At 65.0% G+C, this 24,453-nt stretch carries 24 protein-coding genes; 11 read left to right on the top strand and 13 right to left on the bottom strand.

Annotated features, from left to right (window positions below):
* Window positions 1-38: 38 nt before the first annotated feature.
* The 7 genes from EB815_RS06050 to EB815_RS06020 form a co-directional block, all read right to left on the bottom strand.
* Complete coding sequence (locus tag EB815_RS06050; protein WP_056574904.1) at window positions 39-983, bottom strand: ABC transporter permease; 945 nt, start codon at window positions 981-983, stop codon at window positions 39-41.
* The gene (locus EB815_RS06045) at window positions 980-2,035 is read right to left on the bottom strand and encodes an ABC transporter permease (RefSeq protein ID WP_056574901.1); all 1,056 of its coding nucleotides are present in this window, start codon (window positions 2,033-2,035) and stop codon (window positions 980-982) included. The genes EB815_RS06050 and EB815_RS06045 overlap by 4 nt, the downstream gene beginning before the upstream one ends.
* The gene (locus EB815_RS06040) at window positions 2,035-3,546 is read right to left on the bottom strand and encodes an ABC transporter ATP-binding protein (protein ID WP_056574897.1); all 1,512 of its coding nucleotides are present in this window, start codon (window positions 3,544-3,546) and stop codon (window positions 2,035-2,037) included. Before EB815_RS06040 ends, EB815_RS06045 begins: the two co-directional genes overlap by 1 nt.
* Before the next feature lie 172 nt (window positions 3,547-3,718).
* A complete protein-coding gene (locus tag EB815_RS06035) occupies window positions 3,719-4,750 on the bottom strand; it encodes a BMP family protein (protein ID WP_056574893.1) in 1,032 nt (343 codons plus the stop codon).
* A gap of 254 nt (window positions 4,751-5,004) precedes the next feature.
* Window positions 5,005-6,210 (bottom strand): 3-oxoadipyl-CoA thiolase, encoded by a 1,206-nt coding sequence (gene pcaF / locus EB815_RS06030; RefSeq protein WP_056574891.1) that lies wholly within the window; start codon window positions 6,208-6,210, stop codon window positions 5,005-5,007.
* Between the two features lies 1 nt (window position 6,211).
* Window positions 6,212-7,006, bottom strand: a complete 795-nt coding sequence (locus EB815_RS06025) for a CoA-transferase subunit beta (protein ID WP_056574888.1) — start codon at window positions 7,004-7,006, stop codon at window positions 6,212-6,214.
* Entirely contained in the window at window positions 7,003-7,860 is an 858-nt protein-coding gene (locus tag EB815_RS06020) for a CoA transferase subunit A (protein ID WP_056574885.1), read from the bottom strand. The genes EB815_RS06025 and EB815_RS06020 overlap by 4 nt, the downstream gene beginning before the upstream one ends.
* A 118-nt stretch (window positions 7,861-7,978) precedes the next feature.
* Here EB815_RS06020 and EB815_RS06015 point away from each other — a divergent pair, with 118 nt between their 5' ends.
* Window positions 7,979-8,749: an IclR family transcriptional regulator domain-containing protein gene (locus EB815_RS06015; RefSeq protein WP_056574882.1), complete on the top strand. Its 771-nt coding sequence runs from the start codon at window positions 7,979-7,981 to the stop codon at window positions 8,747-8,749.
* Window positions 8,750-8,765: 16 nt separating this feature from the next.
* Here EB815_RS06015 and EB815_RS06010 read toward each other — a convergent pair whose 3' ends face one another.
* The 4 genes from EB815_RS06010 to EB815_RS05995 are packed head-to-tail and all read right to left on the bottom strand — an operon-like array spanning window position 8,766 to window position 13,684.
* Window positions 8,766-10,064, bottom strand: coding sequence for an NAD(P)/FAD-dependent oxidoreductase (locus EB815_RS06010; protein WP_056574878.1), 1,299 nt, complete (start codon window positions 10,062-10,064; stop codon window positions 8,766-8,768).
* Window positions 10,065-10,066: 2 nt separating this feature from the next.
* Complete coding sequence (locus tag EB815_RS06005; RefSeq protein ID WP_056576417.1) at window positions 10,067-11,446, bottom strand: glutamine synthetase family protein; 1,380 nt, start codon at window positions 11,444-11,446, stop codon at window positions 10,067-10,069.
* Window positions 11,447-11,451: 5 nt separating this feature from the next.
* Entirely contained in the window at window positions 11,452-12,735 is a 1,284-nt protein-coding gene (locus tag EB815_RS06000; RefSeq protein ID WP_056574875.1) for a glycosyltransferase, read from the bottom strand.
* 10 nt (window positions 12,736-12,745) lie between these two features.
* Entirely contained in the window at window positions 12,746-13,684 is a 939-nt protein-coding gene (locus EB815_RS05995) for a GntR family transcriptional regulator (protein ID WP_056574872.1), read from the bottom strand.
* Between the two features lie 235 nt (window positions 13,685-13,919).
* Between EB815_RS05995 and EB815_RS05990 the strand changes: the two genes are divergently transcribed.
* The 9 genes from EB815_RS05990 to EB815_RS05950 all read left to right on the top strand — a co-directional run bounded on the left by EB815_RS05990 (window position 13,920) and on the right by EB815_RS05950 (window position 21,701).
* Window positions 13,920-14,987, top strand: coding sequence for a polyamine ABC transporter substrate-binding protein (locus EB815_RS05990; RefSeq protein WP_056574869.1), 1,068 nt, complete (start codon window positions 13,920-13,922; stop codon window positions 14,985-14,987).
* A gap of 92 nt (window positions 14,988-15,079) precedes the next feature.
* Window positions 15,080-15,922, top strand: coding sequence for an ABC transporter permease (locus EB815_RS05985; RefSeq protein WP_056574866.1), 843 nt, complete (start codon window positions 15,080-15,082; stop codon window positions 15,920-15,922).
* On the top strand, window positions 15,915-16,709 hold the full coding sequence (locus EB815_RS05980) for an ABC transporter permease (protein ID WP_056574863.1): 795 nt from the start codon (window positions 15,915-15,917) through the stop codon (window positions 16,707-16,709). The genes EB815_RS05985 and EB815_RS05980 overlap by 8 nt, the downstream gene beginning before the upstream one ends.
* A complete protein-coding gene (locus EB815_RS05975; RefSeq protein WP_056574860.1) occupies window positions 16,706-17,779 on the top strand; it encodes an ABC transporter ATP-binding protein in 1,074 nt (357 codons plus the stop codon). Before EB815_RS05980 ends, EB815_RS05975 begins: the two co-directional genes overlap by 4 nt.
* A 12-nt stretch (window positions 17,780-17,791) precedes the next feature.
* A complete protein-coding gene (locus EB815_RS05970) occupies window positions 17,792-19,066 on the top strand; it encodes a glycosyltransferase (RefSeq protein WP_056574857.1) in 1,275 nt (424 codons plus the stop codon).
* Window positions 19,063-19,413, top strand: coding sequence for a cupin domain-containing protein (locus EB815_RS05965; RefSeq protein WP_056574853.1), 351 nt, complete (start codon window positions 19,063-19,065; stop codon window positions 19,411-19,413). The genes EB815_RS05970 and EB815_RS05965 overlap by 4 nt, the downstream gene beginning before the upstream one ends.
* 19 nt (window positions 19,414-19,432) lie before the next feature.
* Window positions 19,433-19,774 (top strand): cupin domain-containing protein, encoded by a 342-nt coding sequence (locus tag EB815_RS05960; protein WP_056574850.1) that lies wholly within the window; start codon window positions 19,433-19,435, stop codon window positions 19,772-19,774.
* Window positions 19,775-19,794: 20 nt separating this feature from the next.
* Window positions 19,795-20,139, top strand: a complete 345-nt coding sequence (locus EB815_RS05955) for a cupin domain-containing protein (RefSeq protein ID WP_056574846.1) — start codon at window positions 19,795-19,797, stop codon at window positions 20,137-20,139.
* A gap of 53 nt (window positions 20,140-20,192) precedes the next feature.
* Window positions 20,193-21,701, top strand: coding sequence for an aldehyde dehydrogenase family protein (locus EB815_RS05950; RefSeq protein ID WP_056574843.1), 1,509 nt, complete (start codon window positions 20,193-20,195; stop codon window positions 21,699-21,701).
* Between the two features lie 37 nt (window positions 21,702-21,738).
* Here EB815_RS05950 and bla read toward each other — a convergent pair whose 3' ends face one another.
* Complete coding sequence (gene bla, locus EB815_RS05945) at window positions 21,739-22,632, bottom strand: class A beta-lactamase (RefSeq protein WP_056574841.1); 894 nt, start codon at window positions 22,630-22,632, stop codon at window positions 21,739-21,741.
* Window positions 22,633-22,737: 105 nt separating this feature from the next.
* On the opposite strand from bla, the gene EB815_RS05940 reads away from it, so the two are divergent.
* Window positions 22,738-23,628 carry a LysR family transcriptional regulator gene (locus EB815_RS05940; RefSeq protein ID WP_056574838.1) on the top strand — a complete coding sequence of 297 codons (891 nt, stop codon included), beginning with the start codon at window positions 22,738-22,740 and terminating at the stop codon, window positions 23,626-23,628.
* Between the two features lie 57 nt (window positions 23,629-23,685).
* On the opposite strand, the gene EB815_RS05935 is transcribed toward EB815_RS05940, so the two are convergent.
* Entirely contained in the window at window positions 23,686-24,447 is a 762-nt protein-coding gene (locus EB815_RS05935; protein WP_056574835.1) for an SDR family NAD(P)-dependent oxidoreductase, read from the bottom strand.
* Window positions 24,448-24,453: the final 6 nt, after the last annotated feature.

Raw genomic sequence — 24,453 nt, 5'->3', positions numbered from 1 at the left:
TTCCTCTACCCCGTCGATCGGGGGAGAGGAACCGGGTCCTACCGCTCTTCCCTTCGAAACGGCTTCAGCAGCGCCGACGGCGCCACCGCATTGCGCGACATCACAGCCATCGCGACGATGGTGAAGATGAAGGGCAGCATCAGGAATGCTTCGTAGGGTATATGCCCGAGCCCGCTCGCCTGCATGCGCAGCTGCAGCGCATCGACGAAGGCGAACAGCAGCGCCGCGCCCGCCGAGCGCCACGGGTCCCAGCGGCCGAACACGACGAGCGCGATCGCCACCCAGCCACGCCCCGACACCACGCCGAAGGTGAAGGCGTTGAACTGCGCCATCGACAGGAAGGCGCCGGCGAGCCCCATCAGCGCCCCGCCGAGAATGACGGCCTGGAAGCGGGTGGCAATGACGCTGACGCCAGCCGAGTCCGCCGCGCGCGGGTTCTCGCCGACCATGCGCACCGACAGGCCCCACGGCGTGCGGTAGAGCACGAAGGCGGCGAGCGGGATGGCAAGGATCGCCATGTAGACCAGGGCGAACTGGTTGAACACCGCCGGCCCTATCACCGGAATGTCGGAGAGGATCGGGATCGGCAGCGTCTGAAAACCCTTGATGCTTGGCGGCACCGATTGCTGGCCGAAAATCAGCCGGTAGAGGAAATAGGCAAGGCCCGACGAGAACAAAGTGACGCCGATGCCGCAGACATGCTGGCTGAGGCCAAGCGCCACCGTGAACAGCGCATGCAGCGCGCCCATCAGCATGCCCGTCAGCACCGCGACCAGCACGCCGAGCCACAAGCTGCCGCTCAGGCTGGTGGCGGTGAAGCCGGTCATCGCGCAAAGCAGCATGATGCCTTCGATGCCGAGATTGAGCACGCCAGCCCGCTCGGAGAACATTTCGCCCAGGGTGGCGAAGGCCAGCGGTGTGGCGATGCGGATGATGGCGGCCAGGAAGCCGACCTGGAAGATCTGTTCGAACACCGCGCTCATGAGGCTGTCCCCACGCGGCGGATGCGATAGGCGGTGAACAGCAGTGCCACCAGCATGGCGAGCAGCGCTGTCCCCTGGATGACATCGCTGAGGAAGGCCGGCACGCCGGTTGCCCGCGACATCGCCTCGGCGCCGGTCATCACGGCGGCGAGGAAGATCGCCGCCGGCACCACGCCCAGCGGGTTGAGGCGCGCCAGCATGGCAACGACGATGCCGGAATAGCCATAGCCCGGCGAGATGTCGCTCATCACCTGGAAATGCACGCCGCCGACTTCGCCGACGCCGGCAAGCCCGGCCAGCGCACCCGACAGCAGCGCGGTCGACAGCAGCACGCGTTCGACATGGATGCCGCCATAGCGTGCAGCTTCCGGATTCTCGCCGGTGACCCTGATCCTGAAGCCAAGCGTCGTGCGCGCGATCAGGAACCAGATCAGAGGCGCGGCGATCAGCGCCACCACGACGCCGAGATGCAGGCGCGTGCCTTCGATCAGCACCGGAAAGTTGGCCGAATCCTCGATCGGCGGCGAGATCGGATAGCCGCTGAAACTATCCTTCCACGGCCCTTCGATCAGCGCCATCAGCGCGTAGTAGATGACCGAGTTGAGCAGCAGCGAGCTGACCACATCGTCAACCCTGAACTTGACCCGCAGCGTCGCGGGAACAAGGGCGACGGCAGCTCCGGCGGCGGCACCCGCGACAGCCATCAGCAGCATGGCGAGCGCCCCCGGCATCGGGATCGCGCCGACGAAGCAGCTGGCGACCGCGCCGGCCAGCAATTGCCCTTCAGCGCCGATGTTCCAGAATTTGGCGCGGAAGGCGACGGCGACCGCCAGCCCGGTGAAGATCATCGGTGCGGCGCGCACCAGCGTTTCGGTGATAGCATAGCTGTCGCCGAGCGAGGCCGTGAACATCACCCCGTAGGATTCGAGCACGCCGGCGCCGGCCAGCGCGATGAGGCCGCTGCACAGGACAAGCGTGGCGCCGATCGCCAGCAACGGCAGTGCCAGATTGAACCAGGCGGGCGTGGAGGTGCGGACTTCCAGGCGAAACATCAGCTGTGGCCCTCCGCCCCGGTCATCATCAGGCCGAGCCGCGCGATCGTCGCATCAGCGCTGTCGAGCGTGCCGACGATGCGGCCCTCATACATCACCGCGATGCGGTCGCAGAGAACGAGCAGTTCTTCGAGATCCTCGCCGATGACGATGATGCCGCAGCCCTTGGTCCGCATGTCGAGAAATTTTTCGTGGATGAAGCGGGCGGCGCCGATGTCGAGGCCGCGCGTCGGCTGGGAAACGATCAGCACCTTCGGATCGAAGGCGAGCTCGCGCGCCAGGAGCGCCTTTTGCAGATTGCCGCCGGACAGCGCCCCGGCTCGGGTCATCGGCCCGGGGCACCTGATATCATAGGCCTTGATCTGCGCCTCGGCGAAGGCGCGGATCGCGTCAGGCTTGAGCAGGCCCTTGGCTGAAAACGCGGCGGTGCCAATGCGCGGCAGCACCATGGAATCGGCGAGCGGCAGATTGGTGACCAGGCCGGTCGTCATGCGGTCTTCCGGGATGCGGCCGAGGCCAAGCGCCTGCACCTCGCGCGGCGAGAACCGCGACACCTTCTGGCCGGCGATCGTCATCCGGCCGGCATCGGGCGCGCGCACGCCGGAGATCACCTCCGCCAGCGCCCGCTGGCCATTGCCCGACACGCCGGCAATGCCGAGGATTTCACCGGCGCGAACGGCAAGCGACACGTCGCGCAGCACTGTGCCTGAATGACGCGAGGTGGAAATGCCGTCGAGCGTCAGCACGTCGGCACCGGGCGTCGACGCGCCCCTTGCCGGCGGCACGATTTCGTGGCCGCACATCAGTTGCGCCATCGCCGCCGACGTGGTGTTGGCCGGATCGTCGACACGACCCGCGACACGGCCGTGCCGCAGCACGGTGCAGCGATGGGTGAGCGCCCGCACCTCGTTGAGCTTGTGCGAGATGAAGATGATGCCGAGGCCCTGTGCCGCCATCGAGCGCAGCGCTGAAAACAGTCCGTCGACCTCGCTTGGCGCGAGCACCGCCGTCGGCTCGTCGAGGATCAACAGCCTGGCGCCGCGAAACAGCGCCTTGACGATCTCCAGCCGCTGCTGTTCGCCGACCGACAGCGCCGAAACCGGCAGATCGGGATCAAGCGTCAGCCCATGCTGGCGGCTGATTTCGGCCAACCGCGCCAGCCCGCCGGCGCGATCGATCCGCCCGGATTTTCCCGGGATGCCGATGAGCAGATTTTCCAGGACCGTCAGCCGTGGCGCAAGATGAAAATGCTGGTGCACCATGCCGATGCCGGCGGCCAGCGCATCGGCCGAACTGGTGATCCTCACTGGCCGGCCCTGGATCAGGATTTCGCCGGCGTCCGGCGCGTAGGCGCCGAACAGCACGTTCATCAGCGTCGTCTTGCCGGCGCCGTTCTCACCCAGCAGGCCAAGGATCTCGCCCGGCGCGACGCTGAGGTCGACGGCCTCGTTCGCCTTGACGGCGCCGAAGCTCTTGGTGATGCCGCGCATTTCGATGAGTGGGGCGGGCAAGGGGACTCCTGCGGAGATGCCCCTCCCCCTCGAGGGGAGGGTGCCGAGCGAAGCGAGGCGGGAGGGGTAACCTCGGCTGCCTCAACCTATAACTTAACAAGATGGAGCGCGGCGCGGCGGACCCCACCGGTCCTGCGGGCCACCCTCCCCTCAAGGGGGAGGGAAATCCGCTCTAATCCGAAACCGGCGTGTTCTCGTCGACGTCGACGCGGAAATTGCCTTCCAGGATTTCGGCCTTCTTCTTCTCGACCAGGTCCTTGACGTCAGCCGGCAGCGTCTTGTCGAACTTGTGGTACGGGGCGAGATAGGAGCCGCCCTTGGCCATGCGCGAGAAATCGCCATAGTCCTGCGCGGTGTAGACCCCGGCCTTGACCAGTTTGATCGCCTGTTCGACGGTCGGATACATATCCCAGACCGGGCCGGTGATGACCGTGTCGGGGCCGAGGCTCGACTGGTCGGACATGTTGGAGATGGCGTAGATCTTCTTTTCGACCGCCGCCTCGATGACGCCGAAGCGCTCGGCATAGATGACGTCGACACCGGCATCGATCTGCGCCACCGCGGCCTCCTTGGCCTTCGGCGGATCGAAGAAGGAGCCGATGAAGGCGACCTTCTTCTTGACGTTCGGATTGACCTCCTTGGCGCCGGCAAAGAAAGCGTTGACCAGCCGGTTCACTTCCGGAATGCCCATCGCCGCCACGGCGCCGACCGTGCCCGATTTCGACATCTTGCCGGCGATCATGCCCGAGAGATAGGCCGGCTCATGGATCCAGTTGTCGAAGACACCGAAATTGGGCTCCGCCGGACCGGCGCCCGAGCCGAACAGCCAGGCCGTCTTGGGGAACTGCTTGGCCGTGCGGCGCGACTCGCGCTCGGCGGCGAAGGCGTCGCCCAGCACCAGCTGGTAGCCGCCTTGCGCATATTCGCGCATGACGCGGCTGAAATCGGCGGTCTGCACCTTCTCGGACCATTTGTATTCGATACCCAGTTCCTTCTCGGCCTTCTGCAGGGCGACATGGATCTGGTTGTCCCAGGGCTCCTCGATCGGCGTGGCGAAGATCGCCGCCACCTTCAGTTTCTTGTCCTTGGCGAAGGCTGCGCCCGGCAGCATCGCCGCTGCCAGGCCAAGCGCGCCGAGTTCCAGCACATTGCGTCGCGAAATCCCTTCGCGTGTCGATTGGAATTTGGTCTTCCGGTTTTCCATTGCAGTCCCCTCTGTTCGACAGCCGTGTCGAGCCGGCTGTTCTAGAAATCAGCCTACAGCGCCGCGCGTCCCTCGGACGCGCAAAGGACGCTGTAGCTTCTTAGTTCTGCGCATGATCCTTTCGGAAAATCGATTTCGATTTTCGGGGTCATGCGCGGGGAACTATGGAACGAGGCCGGGCTTTTGTCCACATGGTCAAATTTGGCGACGCGCCGAATCCGACCATGATTTCGGCAAGCCAGGGGAGCGCGCGATCAGACCGTTTCGAGCGCGATGGCGATGCCCTGGCCGACGCCGATGCACATGGTGGCCAGGGCATAGCGGCCGCCACGTTCGCGCAGTTCCAGCGCAGCCGTACCGGAGATGCGTGCGCCCGACATGCCCAGGGGATGGCCAAGCGCGATGGCGCCGCCATTCGGATTGACGTGCGGTGCATCCTCGGCGATGCCGAGCTGGCGCAGCACGGCGATGCCTTGCGAGGCAAAGGCTTCGTTGAGCTCGATGACATCGAATTCTTTTGGCGTCAGGCCAAGCCGGGCGCACAGTTTCTCGGTGGCCGGCGCCGGGCCGATGCCCATGATGCGCGGCGCGACGCCGGCGGCAGCGCCGCCAAGGATGCGGGCGATCGGCGTCAGGCCGTATTTCTTCACAGCGGCCTCGGAAGCAACGATCAGCGCCGCCGCTCCGTCATTGACGCCGGAGGCATTGCCGGCCGTCACCGTGCCGCCCTGACGGAACGGCGTCGGCAACTTGGCCAACGTCTCGACCGTGGTGCCGGCACGGGGATGCTCGTCCTTCGAGACGACGACGGCATCGCCCTTGCGCTGCGGGATCGTCACCGGCGTGATCTCCTTGGCCAGCCTTCCATTGGCCTGCGCGGCGACGGCCTTGTCCTGGCTGCGCACGGCAAAGGCGTCCTGGTCCGCGCGCGAAACGGCAAAATCCTCGGCGACGTTCTCGCCGGTTTCAGGCATCGAATCGACCCCGTACTGCTTTTTCATCAGCGGGTTGACGAAGCGCCAGCCGATGGTGGTGTCGTAAATCTCGGCATTGCGCGAAAACGCCGTGTCGGCCTTGGGCATGACGAATGGCGCCCGGCTCATCGATTCGACGCCGCCGGCGATCATCAATTCCGCCTCGCCGGCCTTGATGGCGCGGGCGGCGATGGTCAGCGCGTCCATGCCCGACCCGCACAGGCGGTTGACGGTCGAACCCGGGATCTCCTTCGGCAGGCCGGCCAGCAGCAGCGCCATGCGCGCGACGTTGCGGTTGTCCTCGCCGGCCTGGTTGGCGCAGCCATAGACGACATCATCGACCGCCTGCCACTCGATGCCGGCATTGCGCTCGATCAGCGCCTTCAGCGGGATGGCGCCGAGATCGTCCGCGCGTACCGAGGACAGCGAACCGCCGAAGCGGCCGATCGGCGTGCGGATATAGTCGCAGATATAGGCCTCGGCCATGTCATGCAGCCTTTGCTTTTCCGGTTCCCTCATGCGCCGCCCTGGTGCGGGCCTGCAGGTCGCGCAGTGTATTGAGTTCGAGTTCGCTTGGCGCCGGTGTTTCGTCAAGCGCCTCGGCGAACTTAACGACCCAGCCACAGCTTTCCTGCACCTGCTGGCGGGTGACGCCCGGATGCAGCGACACGACGGTGAATTCCTTGGTCACCGGGTCCGGCTTCCAGATGGCGAGATCGGTGATCAGCAAGGTCGGGCCCGATGTGTCGATGCCCAGCCGCTGGCGATGGTCGCCGCCCTCGCCATGGCCGAAGGACGTGAAGAAGTCGATCTTTTCGACCATGCCACGCTTGGTCTGCGCCATGGTGATGTAGATTTCCTTCGACGAGGTCGCGATCTCCGGCGCGCCGCCACCGCCGGGCAGCCTGGTCTTGGGATGGAAATAATCGCCGATCACCGTGGTGTTGATGTTGCCGAACTTGTCGAGCTGGGCAGCCCCCAGGAAACCGATCGAGATGCGGCCACCCTGCAGCCAGTAGCGGAACATTTCCGGCACCGCGACGGTGGTGACAGCGGTTTCGCACAATTCGCCATCGCCGATCGACAATGGCAGCACGTCAGGCGCGGTGCCGATCGTGCCGCTCTCATAGATCAGCGTGATGTCGGGCGCATGCGTCAGACGTGCCACATTGCAGGCGGCGGACGGCGCACCGATGCCGACGAAGCAGACATCGTCGTTCTTCAACGCGCGGCTGGCGGCAATGGTCATCATCTCGTTGGGGGTGAAGCCTGTCGCGCTCATGCCGCTTTCCTCAGATGCTCGACACGTCCGGCGAAGTCACCGGCGCTCTTCTCGATGACGTTTGCCTGCATCCAGGCCTGGAATTTCTCACGGTCGGCGGCGATCTCGTCCCACTCCAGATAGGCGGCGTTGTCGCGTGCGTAATAGCCATGCGCGTAGGATGGGTGCGATCCGCCCGGCACGACGGAGATCGCCGCGATCGTCCAGCGTGGCAGCACCGTCAGATTGGGATGGAGATCGTCGAAATTGTCGACCACTTCCTCGACGGTCACCACGGCGCGTTTGGCCGCCAGCACCGCTTCCTTCTGAATGCCGATAATGCCCTCGACCAGCACATTGCCTTTCTTGTCGGCCTTCTGCGCATGGATGAAGGTGACGTCGGGACGGATCGAAGGAACCGCCGCCAGCCCCTCGCCGGTGAACGGACACGTAACCGACTTTATGTTCGGGTTGACCGCCGCGAGGCCTGCGCCGCGATAGCCACGGAACACCGCGCAGGGCAGGCCGGCCGCACCCGCCTCATAGGCATTGGCCATGCCGGCATGGCTGTGCTCCTCGACCTCGATCGGCCGGGGAAAACCGTTCTCGATGGCGTCGCGCGCGCGCCGCAGCAGGCCGACGCCGGGATTGCCGACATAGGAGAAGACGATCTTCTTCGCCATGCCCATGCCGATCATCTGGTCGTAGATCAGGTCCGGCGTCATGCGGATCAGGGTCAGGTCGCGAAATCCCTGGCGGATCGCCTCATGCGCGGCGGCTGTCGGGATCAGATGGGTGAAGCCCTCGAAGGCGACGGAGTCGCCATTGTTCAGATTCTCCGCAACGGCCTGCTTGAGCGGCAGGAACTTGACCATCGCCAGGGCTCCAATCCAAAAAGTTCGTATTGCGAACATATGTTTTATATGCGATACTTCTAGTCCGATTAAGGGCGCGGAGTCAATCCTGGCGACAACGCCCTTGCGCGGAGGCGAGATGAACGACGAGACCCCTTCCCGCGATCATGTCGGCTCGCTCGAACGCGGCCTTGCCGTCATGGAAATCCTGGCCCGGCATCCGGCGGGCATGACGCTGACCGAAATGGCCGAGGAGGCGGGCCTGACCCGCGCCGGCGCCCGCCGCTTCCTGCTGACCTTGGTTGCCACGGGCTATGCCACACAGGCCGGCCGCGTGTTTTCGCTGTCGCCCCGCCTGCTGGCTGTTGCCCGCACATGGCTCGGCGGCGCCTCCCTGTGGAGCTTTGCCGCCCCCATCATGCGGGCCGTGGCGGCACAACTGAACGAGGCTTGCTCGGCCGCGATCCTGTCGGGCGAGGATGTCGTCTACGTCGCCCGTATTCCCGGCCGCCGTATCCTCAGCGTCTCGCTCGATGTCGGCACGAGGCTGCCGGCCTACTGCACCTCGATGGGACGGATCCTGCTTGCCGGCCTGACATCAGGGGAACTGGACACATTTCTCGGCCAGGCGACCATCGAGAGACGAACGCCAAAGACCATCACCGATAAGCGTGCGCTGGCCGGCGCCATTGGCAAGGCGAAGGCGGACGGCTTCGCCATCGTCGACGAGGAACTGGAGCTCGGCCTGCGCTCCATTGCCGTGCCGATCCGCGACCGGGCGAAGCGCACGGTCGCGGCGATCAATGTCTCGACCCAGTCGGCGCGATTCAACGTCGCCGAGATGGAGCGGGAAATCCTGCCGGCGCTGCTTGGAGCCAGAGAGCGCATCGAGGATTTTTTTGTCGTCTAGACCGCATCCGGCAACCTCAATGCTTGATCCGGTCCCGCATCGCGTACCACAGCATGCCCAGCACATAGAGCGGCCCACGCAGCGCCGTGCCGCCGGGGAACGGCATGGGCGTGAGCGTCGAGAACAGATCCAGCCGTGAGGCATCGCCGGTGATCGCTTCGGCGAGCAGCTTGCCCGACAGTGTCGACAGGATGACGCCCTTGCCGGAATAGCCATGCGCGAAATAGACCTCGCCATAGTGCCCGACATGCGGCAGCCGCGACGTCGTCACCGAAACCAGGCCGCCCCAGGCATGATCGATGCGGCAACCCCTAAGCTGTGGAAACGTGCCTTCCATATGCGGCCGCACGAAGCCGGCGATGTCGGCCGGCGGCGACGGCGTGTAGCGCTCCCCGCCGCCGAAAAGCAGGCGGCCATCCGCCGACATGCGGTAGTAGTTGACGACGAAGCGTGTGTCGGACACCGCGACATTGGCCGGGATGACATTGCGCTTGCCCTCCAGCGGCTCGGTGGCGACGATGTAGTTGCCGACCGGCATGATGCGGCTGTTGACGCGCGGCTCCAGCCCGTGCAGCAGCGCATCGCCCGCCAGCACGACATGTTTGGCCCGCGCCGAACCCTTCGATGTCGAGACGCGGATCGAAGGCTCGCGCTCCAGCTTCACCGCCACCGAATTCTCATGGATGACGACGCCGGCGGCCACGGCCGCGCGGGCAAGGCCGAGCGTGTAGTTCAGTGGGTGCATATGGCCGCCGAGCGGCTCATACATGGCACCGTGATAGGGCGTGTCGACCTTGGCGCGTGCGGCCGTCGCCGACAGGATCTCGACATCGCGAAATTTCATCACGCTCTCGAGGCATTTGGCCTCTTCTTCCAGATCCTTGAGGTCGGAGCCGTTGACCGCGCCGACCAGATGGCCGGTCAGCCTCACGTCGCAATCGATGGCATGGCGCTCGATGATGTCGAGCACCAGGCCGCGCGCCTCGAAGGCGAGGTCGAACAGCACCTTCGCCCGCTCGGGACCGTAGAGCTTGACCAGACCCTTGGCGCCCTTGCGCAGGCCGGGGATCATCTGGCCGCCATTGCGCCCCGAAGCGCCCCAGCCAATCTTGCCGCCTTCGAGCAGCACCACCTTCAAGCCGCGCTCGGCGGCATGCAAGGCGGCGGACAGCCCGGTGCAGCCGCCGCCGACGACGACCAAGTCGGCCTCGACATCACCGGCAAGCGCCGGATGATCAGGCGCCGGATTGGCCGTGGCGACATAGTAGGATTTGCCGATATCGAGACCGGAATTGAAGCCTGTCGAAGATGCCATGATCACACCTTCAGCAGCAGATGATCGCGTTCCCAGCTCGTCACCACGCTCTGGAACAGGTCGAGCTCGACGCTCTTGACGCGCAGATAGGTCTGGAAAAAATCCTCGCCGAGCAGTTTGCGCACCGGGTCGCAAGCCTCGAAACGATCGAGCGCCTCCTCCATGGTCTTCGGCAGCGTGCTCTTGATCTTGTAGGCATTGCCCGACGCCTCGGCCGAGCGCGCCAGCTTCTGCTCGACGCCGAGATAGCCGGCGAGCAGCGAGCCGGCGATCGCCAGATACGGATTGGAATCGGCGCCCGGCAAGCGGTTCTCCACCCGCCGCGCGGCGCGCCCGCCGGCCGGCACGCGCAGGCCGCAGGAGCGATTGTCATGCGACCATTCGATGTTGGCCGGCGCGCTGTGGTTTGGCCTTATGCGGCGGAACGAGTTCACATTGGGCGCGAACAGCGGCATGATTTCGGGGACATATTTCTGCAGGCCGCCGATGAAATGGCCGAACATCTCGGTGTCGGCATCATCCGCGCCGGCAAACAGCGCGTTGCCCGCGTCGTCGACGACGGACATGTGCAGATGCATCGAGCTGCCGGCCTGCGCGGCGATCGGCTTGGCCATGAAGGTCGCATGCATGCCGTATTGCTGCGCGGCCTGGCGCGTCAACCGTTTGAACAAAAGCACCTGGTCGGCCAGCGGCAGCGCGTCGCCATGCAGGAGATTGATCTCCAGCTGCGCCGTGCCCGATTCGTGGATCAGCGTGTCGAGCGGCAGTCCGGCGGCCGCGGCATACTCATAGACGCGCCGGATCACCGGCTCGAACTCCTCGAGCGCCGCCATGTCATAGGGATGCTGCACGGTTTCAGCGCGTCCATTGGCCCCGAACGGCGCGGTCAGGGGTTTGTCCGGATCGGGATTATGCGCGGTCAGATAGAACTCGACCTCCGGCGCCACCACGGCCCGCCAGCCACGCTGGCGGTAGAGATCGAGCACGGCGCGCAGCACGTGGCGCGGCGAGGCCATCCATGGCCTGCCGTCCATGTGGAAGGCGTCGGCGAAGACATAGGCTTTCCCCGCCCCAGCGCCGGGCGCCAGGCACAGCGTCGAGACATCAGGCACCATGCGCATGTCCGGGTCCGAATAGGCAAAACCCTCGTCGATCGAGCCGGAATAGCGGCCGTCGATGCTGACCAGGAAGGCGCTGCTTGGCAGATAGAGCGCGCGGTCTTCCAGCGCCTTGAGGAATTTTGCCGCCGGCAGCGCCTTGCCGCGCAGCACGCCGTTCATGTCGGGCACCAGGCATTCGACCTCGTTGATGCCGTGCTGGCCCAGCCAGGCCTTGGGGTCGTTGCCGCTGGAGAGAGAGGTATTCGTGTTCTTGTCGAGCATTTCGTTCACGTCCGTATCAGGGAGAGTATGGCTTGCGCGGCCACGTCCGTTCCGGGTTTCAGCGCCATCTGGGCTGCATTGTCCCTCAGGCGGGCGCGCATGGCGTTATCGGCCAGCAGGCCGAGAATGGCTCTCTCCAATACTCCCTCGGTCCAGCCGTCGCGGCCGATATGATCGCCGGTGCCGGTCTCTTCGGCGCGGCGCGCATTGTCGTGTCCGTCCCAGCAATAGGGCATGATCAGCGACGGCACGCCGAAGCGCAGCGCCTCGCAAAAGCTGTTGTTGCCGCCATGGTGGATGAACAGGTCTGACTTCGCCACCACCGAAGGCTGCGGAAACCAGGCGTCGAGATAGACATTGTCAGGCACCGCGCGATAGGCGTCGCGCAGGCCGCCGGCATTAACGATGAAGCGCGCGGGCAGCCTGTCGAAGACGGCGAGCATGCGCTCGATCAGCCCGACATCCATGGCACCGAGGCTGCCGAAGCTGACATAGACCAGCGGTCCGCCATTGCGCGGGAAGACCGGCACCTCGAACGGTCCTTCCGACCGCACACAGCCCTCGAGATAGACGAAGCGGGCCGGATCGAGCGGCTTGGCACGCTCGCGGCGCACGATCGTCGGCGTCAGCAGCAGGTTGAGGTCGGGCGAACTTTCCAGGAACAGGCCCTTCGGCAACGGCGCCAGGCCGGCGTCCACACGAAAACGGTTGAAGCGGTCATGCGCGGGCGCGGAGGCCGAGAGATAGCGGGCCTCGAACGCCGCGCGTTGCGGATCATCGGCGCCGAGGCCGGACAGATAGGGTGGCACCTGGGCGTCGGGCAGCTCCGTCTCCGCGCAGGAGACGACGCGCACCCAGGGACAGCCGGCGGCGGCGATCGCAGGGAACATGATGACATTGTCGAGCACCACCGCGTCCGGCTTCAGCCGCGCCAGCAATTGGCGCAGCGGTCCCTCGGCATTGACCGCCGTATCGACGATCGCCTGCCAGGTCGGCGCGACATAGGTTTCGAGCTGGTCGATCGGGCTGAGCCTGAAATGCGGCAGGTGCCGGCGCACGAAGGCCTGCCAGTAGCTCTGGCGCTCGCTGTCGCTCAGCGGCTCGTCGGTCGGCAGCTGGTATTCCTGGAAACCATAGTCGGCAAAGACGCCGGAGAAGCCGGCATGGCAGATGAAGACCGGCCTGGCGCCCTTGGCCCGCAACGCCTGCGCGATGCCGACGCAATTCAGCGCCGCCCCGAAACTGGCTTCGGGAAACAGCGCGATGGTCGGGCTGGCTTTACGCGTCAATTAATCCTCTTCATTCCGGCCGGCTGATCATGCCGAACAGCGCGGGGGCGCCGCGGCTGGCCGCCTGCGGTCGCTGGTTGCGGGAGAGCCGCAGGTGGATGCGAAGCAGATCTGCAGCCACCTCATACTGCCGGCTTTCGAGATGGTCGAGTATGTTCAGGTGTTCCAGCAAGGATTGCCGGAGCCGGAAGACGTTGACGCCGCCGTAGAGGCCCGGCAGCCGGCGCAGCCTGAGGTGATCGGCCAGCGCGTCGGCGACGAAGCGATTGGCGCAGCCCTCGGCGATCATGCCGTGAAAATCTATATCCAGCCGCTGGAACTCGCGCGTGTCGAAGGCGGCATCCGGCAGCGCCGATAGCGCGTCCATGCCTTGGCGCAAGGCCGCCGCCCGCGCGCCGTCCAGCCGGAAGCCCGGCGTCAGGATCGCCACGGGCTCGAGCACCAGGCGGAATTCATAGCTTTCGCCTTGCGCCTCCGGATCGTCGGGCGTGCGGCGGAACAGCCATGACTGTCCCGGCGCCCGGTCCAGCAGATTCTCTTCCGTCAGTTTATTAAGCGCTTTTAGTACCGTCTTCCGCTCGGCATTGTAGCGTCGCATCAACGCTGCGGCGGTCACCGTCTGGTCCAGCCTGCGCGCCGAGCGGTCGCGCAGGATCGCCTCGGCAAGCTCGTCCTCCTCCGCGCTGGGAAGCTCGGTGGCAATAGCCGGCTGCGCGGCGAGGTCGACCGCCAGGTGGTAACCGGTATCGGCCTCCCAGCGCACGACGCCCCGTTCCGCCAACAGGCTGAGTGCTGCCCGCACCGGCGTGCGCGAGACATTGCACAGCGAAGCGATCTGCTGCTCGGGCAGGCGCGCGCCGGGCTCGAAGCCGCGCTGCCGCGCCACATCCAGGATGCGCTGTGCCAGATCGAGATGGTTGGTGCGAGGGCGTCGGGCTGCGGCTTGCATGACTGGTCTCGGCGGACGGATGGGACCTCACTGGTTTGGCCGATCGCCGGGACAAGCGCAATCGGCCAGATTCCTCGGTCGGTTGGCAAATTATGGATTGACGTACTTTTTTCTGCAATAGTACTGTCAGTGCAATCGGCGATAAAAAGACCGAGGGAACAGGATCGAGGGCAGCGGCGTGGGTCGCACCCGGTCCAGCACAGAATTCGACGATCAACCGGAATGGGAGTCTGCCATGACCGCTACCAGCCCGCGGCGCCGTGCGCTCAAGGTTTCTTCAATCGCTGTCGGCCTTGCCCTGGCGCTGTCCGCCGCACCGGCAATGGCCGCCGGCCTCGTCATCTCCAACTGGGACGGCTACATGGCGCCCGATGCCATGGCCTCCTTCAAGACCGCGACCGGCGTCTCCGGCGAGGTCGTGGTGCACGCCACCAATGAAGAGATCATGGGCAAGCTGATCGCCGCCGGCGGCAAGGGCTATGACGTGGTCTTCGTTTCCTCGCCCTTCGCCGAAGTGCTGAACAAGCTTGGCCTGACCGAGCCGATGGACCACGCCAAGATCCCCAACCTCGCCAACCTCTATCCCGAGGCAACGAAACTGCCGCACGATGTCGGCAACACGTTCTCCGTGCCGTACACCTGGGGCACGACGGGCCTCTGCTACCGCTCGGATCTCGTCAAGGCGGCGCCAACGAGTTGGAGCGACCTGCTCGCCCCTTCCGACGAGCTGAAGGGCAAGACCACCATGCTGGCGACCGATCGCTGGCTGCTGGCCGCCGGCCAGCTCGACAAGGGCTTTTCCGTCAACGAGACCGATCCGGCCAAGATGGCCGAGGTCAAGGACCTGCTGATCTCGGCCAAGAAGACCTTGCTCGCCTATGACGACACCACCTTCTATTCGAAGCTGGTTTCCGGCGAGGCGCTGATGGTGCAGGCCTGGGACGGCTGGTGCAATTACGGCATCGCCGAAAAACCCGAGATCAAATACGTCATCCCGAAGGAAGGTTCCGATCTCTGGGTAGACACGATGGTGGTGATGAAGGCTTCCGAGCACAAGGACGACGCCTTCAAGTTCATCAACTTCATGCTCGACGCCAAGAACCACGCCTGGGCGGCGCAAAACATCGACTACAAGGTGCCGAACAAGCCGGCGATGGAAAGCCTGCCGGCCGACTTCCTCGCCAAATTCCCCAACATGGCGATGCCGGTGGCCGATCTCGTCAAGTTCGAGCAGCTGCGTGACGTCGGCGAAGCCCAGCGCGACTATTCCAAGATCGTCAGCGAGATCAAGGCCGCGCAGTAAGCAGCGCGGATATCACGGCCGGCAGCGCTTCGTCTGCCGGCCCTGAGCGGTACCCTGAATTGTCCCAGACCCGACTTCGCTCCTCCTTCCTGATGGCCCCGGCGCTGGTCTGGCTGACCGCGCTGATGGTGGTGCCGTGCGCATTGGTGCTGGCGCTCGCCTTCTTCCGGCGCGGCATCTATGGCGGCATCGACTATACCTTCACGCTGGAGAATTTCGGGCTGGTCTTCGACCCGCTCTATGCCGGCATCTTCCTCAAATCGGCGCGCATCGCCGGCACAGCCACCCTGATCGCGGTGGTGGTCGGCTATGCCGCCGCTTATGCGATCGCTGCCGCGCCGCGCCGGTGGCAGCCGGTGTTCCTGTTCTTCGCCGTGCTGCCGTTCTGGTCCAACTACCTGATCCGCACCTACGCCTGGATCGTGTTGCTCAACCGTGAAGGCCTGATCACGCAACTGCTGCGCTGGTTCGGCTACGCCGGCGAGCCGCCGTCGATGCTCTATACCGAAGGCGCCGTCATTGCCGGCTTGGTCTACAACTATCTGCCCTTCGTCATCCTCGCCTGCTACGCGCCTTTGTCCCGGCTCAACCCGGAGCTTGCCGAAGCCTCGCGCGATCTCGGCGCCTCGGCCGCCACCACCTTTCGCCGTGTCATCCTGCCGCTGACCGTGCCCGGCATAGCCGCCGGCGCCGTCTTCGTCTTCGTGCTGTCGATCGGCAATTTCGTCACCCCGGCGCTGCTCGGCGGCGGCCGTTTCCAGATGATCGGCAATCTGGTCTACGACCAGTTCCTGACCGCCAATGACTGGCCCTTCGGCGCGGCACTCGCCATGGCGCTGATCGCCATCATGCTTCTGGTGCTGATGGCGCAAGCGCTGGCCGCCGACCGCGCCTCGGGGCGGGTGGCCGAGGCCAAAGGTAATGTCGATGGCTGAGCGTTCCCCAGCCACGCGGCGCACGCTCTGGTTCGTGCTTACCCTCGTCTTCGCTTTCCTCTACATCCCGATCGCCGTGCTGGTCGCACTGTCCTTCAACGAAGGCGGGCTGCCGACGGCATGGTCGGGCTTTTCGCTGAAATGGTATGTATCGCTGGCCAACAACTCCGCGATCCTCTCCGCCGCGCTCAACACGCTGATCGTGGCGCTGGTCTCCACCGCCATCGCCACATTGCTCGGCACGCTGCTGGCGATCGGCGTCGAGATGCGCCGGCAATACGGCAGGGGCCTGGAAGCGCTGATCTTCGCGCCGATGATCATTCCCGACATCGTGCTGGCGATCGCGTTGCTGTCGTTCTTTTCCATGCTCAACCTGACCATGGGGCTGCACACCATCATCCTCGCCCATGTCGTCTTCAACCTCGCCTTTGTCTGCTCGGTGGTGCGTGCCCGGCTGAAGAGTTTCGACTGGTCGATCGCCGAGGCCTCCGCCGACCTCGGCGCCTCCGCCATAACCACCTTCCGGCGCGTGACCTTGCCGGTCATCCTGCCGGCGGTGATCGCCGGCGCGCTGCTTGCTTTCACGCTTTCGGTCGACGAGTTCATCATCGCCTTCTTCACATCCGGTGCCGGCCGTGCCTCGACCACGCTGCCGATGCAGATCTACGCCATGATCCGCTTCGGCATCACGCCGGAGATCAATGCGCTGGCGACCATCGTCATGGCCGTCTCCATCATCGCGCTCACCCTGTCGCAGCGGCTCAATCGAGGGATTATCGGCCAATGAGCGAACCGCGCACGCTGCTGGCCATCGACCATGTGTCGAAGAAATTCGGCCGGGTCACCGCTGTCGACGGCATCTCGCTCGACATCAGGGAGAACGAGTTCTTCGCGCTGCTTGGGCCCTCCGGCTGCGGCAAGACCACGCTCCTGCGCATGCTGGCCGGCTTCGAGACCCCGACCGACGGACGCATCCTGCTCGACGGCAAGGACATCGCCCGGACGCCGCCCAACAAGCGGCCGGTCAACCTGATGTTCCAGTCCTACGCGCTGTTCCCGCATATGAGCGTACGCGCCAATGTCTCCTACGGGCTGGAAATGGAGCGCTTGCCGGCTAAGGAAATCCGCTCCCGCGTCGACGCCATCCTGGCGACCACCGAACTGGTCCCGTTCGCCGACCGCAAGCCGGAGCAATTGTCCGGTGGCCAGAAGCAGCGCGTCGCGCTCGCCCGCGCCCTGGTCAAGCGGCCGCGCCTGCTGCTGCTCGACGAGCCGCTCGGCGCGCTCGACAAGAAACTGCGCGGCGCCATGCAGCTGGAGCTGAAGCGCCTGCAGCACGAGGTCGGCATCACCTTCGTCATCGTCACCCACGACCAGGAGGAATCGCTGGTCATGGCCGACCGCATGGCGGTGCTGAAAGACGGCAGGCTGCTGCAATGCGACACGCCGCACGCGATCTATGAACATCCGGCCGATCGCTTCGTTGCCGATTTCATCGGTGTGATGAATTTCGTGCCCGGCAAGGCCGCCGCCGATGGCGTGCTGGCCGCGAACGGCGCGCGCGTCACGGGCAAGGTCCCCGCCGCACTTTTACCTGGCGCGTCCGCTGTCGCGTCGGTGCGGCCCGAACGCATCCGATTGTTCCCGTCAGCCGAGACCGCCAACCGCGCCGCCGGCACGGTCGAGGCGCTGGCCTATCACGGACTCGACCTGCAGCTGCATGTCCGAACGCCCTTGTCGCCAAAACCGTTTCTGGTGCGCGTCACCGCCGACGCCGCCGACCGGCGGCCTGTCGCATCAGGCGACCAGGTCGAACTCGGCTGGGACGCCGCCGATGTCAGAATTTTTGAGGAATAGAGGAGAAGCCTGATGGCGCAGAAGACGATCGCGTTTTTTCCAGAAGCCGCCTACGGCCCGGCGCTCAATTCCGTCGGCATCGCGCAAGCCGTCGAGGCGCGCGGCCACAAGGCTGTGTTCCTGTCGGACCCCGGCTTTGTCGAGGTCTACAGGGGCTACGGTTTCGAGGCGCATCCGGTGAACCTCTCCGAGCCGATGCCGCCAGAGCAGATGGCAAAATTCTGGGAGGATTTCATCAACGGCCACATCCCGAATTTCCGCAAGTCGCCCTACGATCAGGTCGACAATTACGTCAAGGATTGCTGGACCGCGATCGTCGACAGCGCCAAATGGGCGCAGAAGGATCTGCCCGGCGTGCTGGCCGCCATCAAGCCCGACGTGATCTGCGTCGACAACGTCATCCTGTTCCCGGCCATAAAACAATTCGGCAAGCCGTGGGTGCGCGTCATCTCCTGTTCCGAAAACGAGATCGAGGACGAGGATATCCCGCCGCATCTCTCCGGCTGCGGCGAGAACGATCATGCCGGACACCAGCGCTACCGCGACCATTTCAACGCGGTGATCAAGCCGATCCATGACGACTTCAATGCCTTTCTCACCGCCAACAACGAAGCGCCCTATCCGGTCGGCCAGTTCTTCGAGTCGTCGCCCTATCTGAATCTGCTGCTCTATCCCGAGGCCGCGAAATTCAAGCGCCGCCATCCGCTCGATCCGGCGAAATTCCAGTATCTCGAAGGCTGCGTGCGGCAGGAGAAACCTTATGCGATACCGACCTTCGCGAAGAACAATGATGGGCCGCTGCTCTATGTCTCCTTCGGCAGCCTCGGCGCCGGCGATGTCGACTTGCTGAAGCGTATCATCGCGACGCTGGGCAAGACGCGCTACCGCGCTCTGGTCAATGTCGGCGGCTACAAGGACCAGTACACGGACGTACCCGGCAACGTCATCGTCGAGAGCTGGTTCCCGCAGCCCTCGGTCATCCCGCAGGTCGATGCGGTCATCCACCATGGCGGCAACAACTCGTTCACCGAGTGCCTCTATTTCGGCAAGCCGGCGATCATCATGCCCTATGTCTGGGACGGCCACGACAACGCCACCCGGGTCGAGGAAACCGGCCACGGCTTCGGCATGCCGCGCTACGACTGGAACGATGCCGAGCTGACCGCGAAGATCGAGACCTGCCTGACCGATGCCAGGATGAAGGCTAAGCTGGCGAAGACATCAGCACAGATGCACGCGCAGAATGGCCCGGAAAAGGCGGCTGGGCTGCTGGAGGAACTGCTGTGACCTCTTCCGCCCCACACCTCCATCAGGCCTCCAACCGCACCGATCTCGTCGACTGGGGCGCCCAGCCTGACGTGCTGGAAGGCGCCTCGCATTCCACCGGCAGGCTGGTACACAAGGGCCCGAACAACCAGCCAGAATCCGGCATCTGGGTGTGCACGCCGGGCCGCTGGCGGCTCTCGATCCCGCGTGATGAATTGTGCCATTTCGTCGCCGGCCGTGCGACCTATCGGTCGGATGTCGGTGAAGTGATAGAAGTGTCGGCCGGGACCGTGGTCATGTTCCCCGCCGGCTGGACGGGCGAATGCACCGTGCATGAGACCATGCGCAACATCTACATGCTGGCCTGACACTTCATAGGAGCATGACATGCCGACACCGCATTGGCCAAAGGCCTCGATCGTGGAACTGGAGGATTGGGGGGCGGGCAGCAACACGCTTGCCGGCGCGCCGCGCGCCTCCGGCAAGATCCTGTCGCGGAATCCGGATGGATCGAGCGAATGCGGCTTGTGGTCCTGCACGCCGGGCACCCGCAAGGTCGCCTTCGCCGCCGACGAGTTCTGCCACTTCCTGTCGGGTCACGGCAGCTATGTCCACGAGAACGGCGAAGAGATTCCGGTGGAGGCCGGCACGCTCGTGTTCTTCCCCGCCGGCTGGACCGGCATCTCCATCATCACGCAAACGCTGACCAAGGCCTTCATGTGCCGGTGAGCCCATTTCAAGGAATCGATATGACCACGCCCATCATGCAATCCCCCTTGGCCATCACCGACCTCGTCGACTGGGGCATCATCCCGACCATGATCGAGGGGCAATCCCACACCTCGGGTAAATTGCTGCACAAAGGGCCCGAAGGCCGCTCCGAGTGCGGCCTATGGGTCTGCACCCCCGGCAAATGGCACTGCCACGTCACCCGCGACGAGTTCTGCCACTTCCTCGAAGGCCGCTGCACCTATGTGCATGAATCCGGCGAGGTGATCGAAATCGAACCGGACACGGCGGCCTTCTTTCCGCAGGACTGGAGGGGCGTCTGCACCGTCCATGAGACTATCAAGAAGGTCTACATGATCCGCTGAGCCTCGGCCGGGCGAATCCTCAAAACAGGCTCCATGCGTGGAGAAGGACACAAATGCATTTCTCCCCTGACCGGCCGACCTTCTTCGTCAATCCGGACTACCGGCCGATGGCCGGCGCGAGAAGACCGGTGGTCGATCCGGCCACGCTTGAAACGGTCGGCGCCATCGCGGCGGCCGGCGACGACGAAATCAACGCCGTGCTGACCGCCGCGACGACAGCGCAGGTCGCCTGGAAGAAGCTCGACGCCAAGAGCCGGGCGAAACACCTCCATGCCGTCGCCAACGCCATTGAGGCGGCGGACTTCACGCGCTGCGCCGAACTGATGGTGCGCGAGATGGGCAAGCCCTATCCCGAAGCCATCGGCGAGATCGCCAATTGCGCGCCGATCTTCCGCTACTATGCCGAGATGGCGCGCGACGATGCCGGCAAGGTCGCCGGCACGACGCAGGCCGGTTCCTTCCAGTATGCGCGCTACGAACCCTATGGCGTCTCTGTCCACATCATGCCCTACAATTTTCCGATCCTGCTGATGTGCTGGACGGTGGCCGCCTCGCTTGCCGCTGGCAATGCCTGCGTCATTAAGCCGGCCGAGGCGACGACGCTGTCGACGCTGGACTACATGGCCGTATTCCGCGCGTTGCCTGAAGGGCTGGTCTCCTGCCTGCCGGGCGGCGCGGCCACCGCGCAGGCGCTGATCACTTCCGAACGCACCCATGCGGTCGCCTTCACCGGCTCGGTCGCCGCCGGCAAGGCGGTGGCGGTGGCTTGCGCCGAGCGCATGAAGCCTTGCATCATCGAGGCCGGCGGCAGCGATCCGCTGATCATCAGCGAACATGCCCCGCTCGAGGTCGCGGCGGCCGGCAGCGTCACCGCCGCCTTCCACCTCACCGGCCAGGTCTGCACCTCGGCCGAGCGCTTCTTCGTCGTCGACGCCGTGCATGACCGCTTTGTCGACCTGTTCGCCGAGAGGACGCGCGCGCTGCGCATCGGTAACGGCATGGACAAGACCGAGATCGGGCCGCTGGTCAGCGAAAGTGCGCGGGCCAAGGTGATGAGGCTGGTCGATGACGCCGTCGCGCACGGAGCGAAAGCCGTCACGGGCGGGCGCGTCCCGCCGGCGCACAACACCGGCTGGTTCTACGAACCGACGATCCTGACCGGTGTCACCCCTGACATGGCGATCGTGCGCGAGGAATGTTTCGGGCCGGTCGCCGCCATCTGCCGGGTGAAGGATTTCGATGAGGCGATCCGGCTTGCCAATGACAGCCCGTTCGGGCTCGGCGCCTCGGTGTTCACGACGGACCTCGCCGAGGCGCATGAGGCGGCCGAGCGGCTCGAAGCCGGCATGGTCTGGGTCAACAACCCGCTGATCGACAATGACGCCTTGCCCTTCGGCGGCTGGAAGGCGTCCGGCCTCGGCCGCGAACTCGGCCGCCAGGGCCTCGACGCCTTCCGCCGTTCCAAGATGGTCATCATCGACCACAAGCCGGCGATCCAGGAATGGTGGTATCCCTACCCGGACAGCTGGTTCCGCGAGACCGGCGGCCGCAAGCATGTGTGAGAAAGGCGGCGCGGCACCGCCGCGCCGCTCCGAAGGCTCATGCCTCGATTGCTTCCACCAAGGCGCGCGAGACCGAGGCGATCGTCGCATTGCGCTTGACCAGGCTCTGCCCGGTGCCGGTCAGGTAGAGCGACATCAGGACCGGATTGCCTGACGTCGGCCAGATGACCGCCGCGTCATTGGTGCTACCATGCTCGCCGGTGCCGGTCTTGTCGCCGCATTTCCAGCGTTTCGGCAGTCCTGCCCTGATGCGGTCGTCGCCGGTCTTGTTGGCGACCAGCCAGTCGACGAGCTGCGCCCGGCTCTTTTGCGACAGGCTGTCGCCGAGAGCGAGGCGCTCGTAATCCTCGATCATGGCCAGCGGCGAGGTCGTATCGCGGGGGTCGCCCGGAACGGATTCGTTCAGCTCCGGCTCGATACGGTCGAGCCTGGTCACTGTGTCGCCGATCGAGCGCAGATAGGCGGTCAGTTGCGGCGGTCCGCCAAAGGAGGCCAGCAGCAAATTGGCGGCGCCATTGTCACTGACCGTCACCGCGGCCTCGCAAAGCTGCGCCACCGTCATTGCGCCGCCGGCATGGTTCTTGGTCGTTGGCGAGTTCGCGACAACGGCGTTGTGCGGCACCTCCATGCTGCGGTCGAGCTGTTCGATGCCGCCGTCGACGCGATGCAGGATGAACGCCGCGGCAAGCGTCTTGAAGGTGCTGCATATCGGAAACAACTCGTTCTCGCGATAACCGAACTGAACCCCCGTCCCCGCGATCCGGCAGGCAACACCAAGCCGGCCACCGCTTTTCGCTTCGATCCGCCTTATTTTCGGCAAGACCCCATCAAATTTTGTCGGGCTTGTTGCCGCCTTCGCCGCCGCGCCAAGCGTGATGGGGGCCGTCAACACCACTGCGAGACCACCAATGAAACTGCGTCTGCTCGTCATGTTCACACTCTCTGTTGCCCCGCGCCGCAGAACTGGACCGGATCCGACGCCATCGCAAACGAGTAAACGTCGCCTCCGCCATAAGAAAATTTAGGGCTGCACCCGATGAAGCGATCGCATCTTCCTCTGAACGGCTTGCGCGCCTTCGAGGCCGCGGCACGGCATCGCAGCTTCACCGGCGCCGGCCTCGAACTGCGCGTCACCCAGGCCGCCATCAGCCATCAGGTCAAGGGCCTTGAAGAGGTGCTTGGCGTCAGGCTCTTCCGCCGGCTGCCGCACGGGCTGACTTTAAGCGATGAAGGCGAAGCCTTGCTGCCGGTGCTGAGCGACGCCTTCAACAGGATCAGCATCACGCTCGACCGTTTCGAGGGCGGCCGCTTCCACGACATCGTCACGGTCGGCGTCGTCGGCACCTTCGCTTCGGGCTGGCTGATCCCACGACTGCCGTTGTTCCACCAGGCCTATCCGGACATCGAACTGCGCATCTCGACCAACAACAACCGGGTCAACCTCGCCGCCGACGGCCTCGACTTCGCCATCCGTTTCGGCGACGGCTCCTGGCAAGGGACGGACAACACGCCACTGATGTCGGGCTCGTTCTCGCCTGCTTGCGCGCCCGACATAGCCGCGCGCCTGCGCGACCCCTCCGATCTCGCCCGCGAGACGCTGCTCTGCTCCTACCGGGAAGACGAGTGGCTGCGCTGGTTCGAGGCGGCGGGCCGCCATTGCCCACCGATCAAGGGCATCGTCTTCGATTCCTCCGTCACCATGGCCAACGCCGCCGTCCAGGGCGCCGGCGTGGCGCTGCTGCCGGTCTCGATGTTCAGCCGCGAGTTTGGTTGCGGCCAGCTGGTGCAGCCCTTCGACAGCACGGTCGATGTCGGCCGCTACTGGCTGTCGGCAAGGCGCAGGCGACAGAACTCGCAGGCGATGACGACCTTCGCGGACTGGCTAACGGCGGAAACAGCTGGGAGCAATTCCAGGAAAAGTGTGTAGCGGTTTTCCCGGGAAAAGCGCTTGGCGCTTTCCCTGGGGATTGCGCGAAATCAGGGATCAGCCGATGCTCTCGCCGCCATCGATCACCAGCGCCTGGCCGGTCATGAAGGATGAGCGGTCGGAGACGAGGAACAGGATCGCCTCCGCTATCTCTTCCGCACTCGCCCAGCGGCCCATCGGGATCTTGGTGCGGACATAGGTTTCGATCGCCTCGCGTCCGCCCATCTGGGCGATGAACGGCTCGTTGAACGGCGTGTCGACCCAGCCCGGGCAGAGCGCGTTGACCCGCACATTGTGCCGGGCATAGTCGAGCGACATTTGCCGCGTCATCGCCACCACGGCATGCTTCGATGTCGCGTAGGCGATCATCTCGCGGTCGTAGAAGACACCCGAATTCGAGGCGGTGTTGAGGATGACGCCGCCGCCTTGCGCGATCATCGACGGCATGACGATCCTCGCGGCCAGGAATTGCGCCCGCACATTGACCCGCCACGAGGCATCCATGCCGTCGGTCCCGACCTCGGTCAGCGTGCCGCCGACCTGGATGCCGGCGTGATTGTGCAGGATGTCGATGCGACCATGCTTTTGCAGCGTGCCGGCAAGGAGCTTTTCGACAGCGGCGTCATCCGAAACGTCGGTGGCGATAGCCTCGGCACCGCCGCCCACCGCGCGGATATCCGAAGCTGTCGCCTCGCCGCCGGCCTGGTCCCTGTCGGCGATGACGACCATTGCGCCTTCCCTGGCCATGATCATGGCGCCGGCGCGGCCGATGCCGGAGCCGGCGCCTGTCACCACGGCGATGCGGTCTTTGAGGATCATGATGCG

The sequence above is a fragment of the Mesorhizobium loti genome, from assembly GCF_013170705.1.
Taxonomy (GTDB): Bacteria; Pseudomonadota; Alphaproteobacteria; order Rhizobiales; family Rhizobiaceae; genus Mesorhizobium; species Mesorhizobium loti_D.
Note: the sequence above shows the minus strand (reverse complement) of the source record. Positions and strands in the feature narration are given on the sequence as shown.